This window comes from Peptoniphilus indolicus ATCC 29427 (assembly GCF_000227315.1).
Lineage (GTDB): Bacteria > Bacillota > Clostridia > Tissierellales > Peptoniphilaceae > Peptoniphilus > Peptoniphilus indolicus.
Window position 1 is genome coordinate 3,913 of the sequence record NZ_JH165065.1, and the last position, 5,392, is coordinate 9,304.

Annotated in this window: 6 protein-coding genes; 3 read left to right on the forward strand and 3 right to left on the reverse strand. The window is 33.0% G+C overall.

Going from position 1 to position 5,392, the window contains the following annotated elements; translation table 11 throughout:
- Positions 1–331: 331 nt before the first annotated feature.
- The 3 genes from trpS to HMPREF9129_RS12495 are packed head-to-tail and all read right to left on the reverse strand — an operon-like array spanning position 332 to position 2,581.
- Positions 332–1,321: a tryptophan--tRNA ligase gene (gene trpS / locus HMPREF9129_RS08560; protein ID WP_004822586.1), complete on the reverse strand. Its 990-nt coding sequence runs from the start codon at positions 1,319–1,321 to the stop codon at positions 332–334.
- Positions 1,321–1,932, reverse strand: coding sequence for an amidohydrolase family protein (locus HMPREF9129_RS12490; protein WP_004822588.1), 612 nt, complete (start codon positions 1,930–1,932; stop codon positions 1,321–1,323). The genes trpS and HMPREF9129_RS12490 overlap by 1 nt, the downstream gene beginning before the upstream one ends.
- Entirely contained in the window at positions 1,886–2,581 is a 696-nt protein-coding gene (locus HMPREF9129_RS12495; RefSeq protein ID WP_004822590.1) for an amidohydrolase family protein, read from the reverse strand. The genes HMPREF9129_RS12490 and HMPREF9129_RS12495 overlap by 47 nt, the downstream gene beginning before the upstream one ends.
- Positions 2,582–2,712: 131 nt before the next feature.
- On the opposite strand from HMPREF9129_RS12495, the gene rpsD reads away from it, so the two are divergent.
- From rpsD to HMPREF9129_RS08580, 3 genes are all read left to right on the forward strand, one after another.
- A complete protein-coding gene (rpsD, locus tag HMPREF9129_RS08570; protein WP_004822591.1) occupies positions 2,713–3,309 on the forward strand; it encodes a 30S ribosomal protein S4 in 597 nt (198 codons plus the stop codon).
- Between the two features lie 87 nt (positions 3,310–3,396).
- Positions 3,397–3,666 (forward strand): putative signal transducing protein, encoded by a 270-nt coding sequence (locus HMPREF9129_RS08575; protein WP_004822599.1) that lies wholly within the window; start codon positions 3,397–3,399, stop codon positions 3,664–3,666.
- Between the two features lie 598 nt (positions 3,667–4,264).
- Positions 4,265–5,335, forward strand: a complete 1,071-nt coding sequence (locus HMPREF9129_RS08580) for a PDDEXK nuclease domain-containing protein (protein ID WP_004822601.1) — start codon at positions 4,265–4,267, stop codon at positions 5,333–5,335.
- Positions 5,336–5,392 lie beyond the last annotated feature (57 nt).

Consider the following 5,392-nt stretch of genomic DNA (forward strand, 5'->3'; position numbering starts at 1 on the left):
CCTATACTGCTTCATAATACAATTTTCAATTTATCCATTACATAAACAAACCCAATATCTATTTTGCAGACACGTGCCGCCCCTACATGAACTAAATAAAATTTAAACCGAAAACAACCCAAAAAAATAACGGGCGGGCCTATATTGCTTTATAATATAATTTTCGATTTGTCCATTACATCATCAAACTAATTATCTATCTCACAGACACGTGCCGCCCCTACATGAACTAAATAAAATTTAAACCTAAAACGAACCACAAAAAAACGGGCGAACCTATACTATTTCTCTTCTCACCCGTATTAAAAATGCTCAGCTCTTAATTTTTTATCTATCTTGGTATAAATCCAACTTTTTTATATACTTTTCTAAGTGTCTTTCTCGCCAATGCGGAGGCTTTTTGCGCTCCTTCTGTATATACTTTTTCTAAATATTCTTTATCATTTCTAATTGCATTAAATCTCTCTTGAACAGGTCTTAATCTTTCTACAACAACTTCGGCTAAATCTTCTTTAAATTTGCCGTAGCCCAAGTCTTTATATTTTTCAACTATTTCTTCAACACTTAGTTTTGAAAAAGATGAATAGATGTCTATTAAATTCTTAAGTCCCGGTTGTTCTGTTGAATATCTGATAACTCCTTCCGAGTCCGTCACGGCACGTTTTATCTTTCTTCTTATTGCATTTTCATCGTCTAAAATCAATATAAACGCATTTTCATCCGAATCCGATTTACTCATCTTATATTGCGGGTCTTGTAGCGACATTATTCTTGCGCCAACTTTCGGCGTCATTATATCCGGAATTGTAAATGTATCAGAATATCTTGAGTTGAATTTTTGAGCCAGATCTCTTGTGAGTTCTATATGCTGTCTTTGGTCTTCTCCAACCGGCACATAGGCGCTTTGATACAACAAGATATCCGCCGCCATAAGCACCGGATAATTTAGTATCCCAGCCAATACTTCTTTACTCTTGCTTGACTTATCTTTAAATTGTGTCATTCTTTGAAGTTGTCCCATGGATGCTATAGTATTTAAAACCCAACCAAGTTCAGCGTGTTCAGGCACGTGTGATTGAATATATATAATTGATTTTTCAGGGTCAAGTCCACACGCCAAGTACAGTGACAATATATCCAGTGTATTTTTCCTTAAATTCTTAGGTTCTTGCGGCATTGTTATTGCGTGCATATCCACTATACAGTATAGACAATTGTACTCTTCTTGTAATTCACTAAAGTTTGAAAGAGCTCCTATATAGTTCCCTATCGTAAGTGAACCTGAGGGTTGTATCCCACTGTAAACTACTTTTTTATCCATTATAAACTCCTTAAAATTCTGTCTGTCAATTTATTTACTTCATACTTAACTTCTTCTTCGTCAACATTTAACATCATTCTATCTTTCATTATAAACTCACCGTTTATCATAATATCTTTGATATCTTCCGGTGTTGCACTATAACAAAGCGCTCCTATTAAATCATTTTTAGGAGTGAAGTTAATTGAATTTAAATCAAAAAATGTCAAATCCGCACTCTTTCCAACTTCAACAGAGCCGTTGTCGAAGCCTGTTATCTTACTTCCGTTTACTGTAGCAAGTTTTAACATTTCATTAGCTTGTACACTTGAGCTTGACTTATTTACCGCCTTATTTACTATCGCTCCTACGTGTATTTCTTTTAATATACTCAAATTGTTGTTTGAAGATGAACTGTCAGTTCCTATCCCCAAATTTATATTTGCATCTAATATCTTTTTAACCGGTGTAAATCCGCTTGCCAATTTCAAATTAGATACCGGATTGTATACCGGATAGAATTCTTTTCCCGCTATCATTTCAATTTCCGAATCTGTTATATACACACAATGTGCGGCTATTATCTTAGTATCTAAATATCCCAACGAATCCAAGTATTCTACAGGTGTCATCCCATATAATTTTTTTAGAATCTTCAACTTCTTTCATAGTTTCTGAAACGTGTATGTGAAGCATCCCACCATATTCTTTTGAAACTTTTAAACACTCTTTTAAAAAGTCCGTTGAACAAGTGTAAATAGCGTGCGGCCCCAAGACAACTTTAATATCATCTGAATTGTATTCTCTGTAGTTTTGTTTGAATATATCTATTCTCTCTGAACCACTGCCCGCTACATCCAAAACTCCCTTGGCAAGAATTCCCTTTATTCCGACTTCCTTACATGCTCTTGCAGTTGAATCGATTTGGTCGTACATATCAACCACTGCACACACTCCGTTTTTTGCCGATTCAACCGCCGATAGTTTTGCACCCCAATATATATCTTCTTTAGTCAACTTAGCTTCAAAAGGCCATATTTTTTTCACAAGCCAATCTTGAAGTTCTAAATCATCTGAATAATTTCTCATCATACTCATTCCAAGATGAGTATGTGCATTTGTAAATGCCGGCACAATAAGTTTTGAGCTACAATCTATATAATCATTAGCTTGAAGATTTTCGCCTATCTTTACAATTTTCCCGTCTTCTATTTGTATATCGGTTTGTGTTATAACTCTACCATTTTTAACGTCTATATAATTTGCATTTTTAAGTATCATTTTACCCTCCGTAGGTTACATTATAGCACAATTTTTCTCTGTTTTCTCTTTACTTTTACTCAGTTATTTAGTATAATGCTTTCGGCTCTTAAATTATCGCGGCGAGAATATATTAGGAGTTGAATAATAAAATGGCAAGAATGATGGTACCAAGATTTAAACAATCAAGAAGATTAGGTCTTAACGTATGTGGACACCCTAAGGCTATGAAGAGAGCTGTAAAGGGTACTGCAAGAAGTGACAAGAAATTAACCGAATATGGTAAGCAATTACTTGAAAAACAAAGATTAAGAGCTTACTATGGTGTTCTTGAAAAACAATTTGTCAACTTATTTAAGGAAGCTAAGAAAACTGCTGGACAAACTGGTCCTAACTTAGTTATCTTCCTTGAAAGAAGACTTGATAACTTAGCTTACAGAATGGGCTTTGCTTCTTCTATAAGACAAGCAAGACAAATGGTAACTCACGGACACTTAACTGTAAACGGTAAAAAGGTTAATATTCCTTCATACAGATGTGATGCAGGAGATGTTATTGAACTTTCTGCAAGAGGTAAAAAAGTTGCTATGTTCAAAGAAAACTTTGAAACAAACTTCGTAACTTCATATCCTTACATCTCTAAGGAAGAAGGCTTTAAAGCTACTTTAGTTTCTATTCCGGCAAGAGAAGATGTTCCAATAGAAATTGAAGACCAATTAATCGTTGAGTTCTACTCAAAGAATATGTAATTAAAAAAAGATGATGGATATAACCCAATCCGTCATCTTTTTTTATATATGGGTATATATTAAATATATTTACCAAGGAGGTCTTATATGTTTAAATTTAATAAAGAAACTGAAAGAGAACCTAAATTCGTTGAATTAATCTCTGTAAATGATAGATTAAAACTTGGCGGAATAATAGGTATTTTGGATGATAATAATATACCTCACTTTGAAGAATCTTCTCAAATGAACGACTCCACCGCTCAAGTTATCTATGCAAACATCAACGTTGGAATAATGGTCTATGTCCCTGATGAAAATTTAGATAAAGCTCGTGAACTTTTGCAAGTCATTGGTGAAATTCCACCATCATATTAATGGGTTTAATTATTTATTTATTATAAGGGCGGCACGAATGTATCAATGTCCGCCCTTTTTGCAATGTGTTTATATTTATTTTGTATACATAGTCGTTTTATTAGTTAATGTAGGGGCGGCACGTGTCTGTGAGATAGATAATGAGTTTGATGATGTAATGGACAAATCGAAAATTATATTATAAAGCAGTATAGGCCCGCCCGTTATTTTTTTGGGTTGTTTTCCGTTTAAATTTTATTTAGTTCATGTAGGGGCGGCACGTGTCTGTGAAATAGATAATGAGTTTGATGATGAAATAGACCAATCGAAAATTATACAGAGCAAGAAATATGAATTAAAGAGATGAACTAACCGTTCAGTCCTACAAGTTTATGCACTGTCTAAGTGCATAAAGCACAATCCCATTTTGGAAATGCAGATATAAAGATTAGTCCTTGTTTCAATGGCACACATAAACTGAGAGATAGAAAAAAGGCTATATTTTTGGTATAATTATCTCAATTAGACTAAAATCTTGGTGATAGAATTGGCTTATAGGATGTAAGCTGATTATGATAAAAATATAAGATAAAATTACAATAAAAAAGGAGCGGTGGTGATGGATAAAAAAGATTTAGCTATCATAGGGGATAGTGAATATATAAAAATGCTTGAAAAAATAAAAAAATCATATAAGGATAGACAACTTAAAGCAGCAGTTTCAGTTAATTCAGAAATGCTGAGATTTTATTATAGTCTAGGAGAAGAAATTATTAGATTAAAGGCAGAAAGCAGATGGGGAAGCGGATTTTATAAAAAACTAAGTTCGGATCTACAAAAGGAAATTCCAAATGTTAAAGGATTTTCTGTTACTAATTTAAAATATATGAAAAAATTTTATGAAATGTATTCTCCATTAAATCGTCCACAGCTTGTGGACGATTTACGAATATCCAAAGTCAGTAGAGATTTTGATATAATTTTTAGTATCCCATGGGGACATCAAAGATATATTATGGATAGATGTGAGGGAAATTTGAATAAAGCATTTTTCTTTATATCTAAAACATTAGAAAATAACTGGAGTAGAGCTGTGCTTTTAAATTTCTTGGATACAGACCTGTTTGATAGACAAGGAAAAGCAATAACAAATTTCACAAATAATTTGCCTGCAACACAAAGCGATTTAGCAAATGAAATGACAAGAGATCCGTATAATTTTGACTTTATAGCGATTAGACAAAATTATGATGAAAAAGAATTGAAAGACGCTTTGATGGATAATATTCAAAAATTCTTATTAGAGCTTGGAACAGGCTTTTCATTTGTAGGTAGAGAATATAGACTTGTAGTTGGAAATTCAGAAGAATTTATTGATATGTTATTCTACAACATTAAGCTGCATTGCTATGTGGTTGTGGAGGTTAAAATTTCTGCATTTAAACCTGCGGACATAGGTCAACTTGGAACTTATGTAACATCTGTAAATCATATATTGAAGGGCGATGGAGATAATCAAACAATAGGTCTTTTAATCTGTAAGACAAAGGATAATGTATTGGCGAAATATGCTTCTGAAAGTTCAAGAGAACCTATTGGAATTTCAGAATATCAACTACAAAATTTAATTCCTGAAAGTTTTAAAGGAGTATTACCAAGCACAGAAGAAATCGAAAATGAACTAAAATAAATTTTGAGAACATAATAAATTTACACAAGACGGTAGAAGTAAAATCTATCGCCTTTT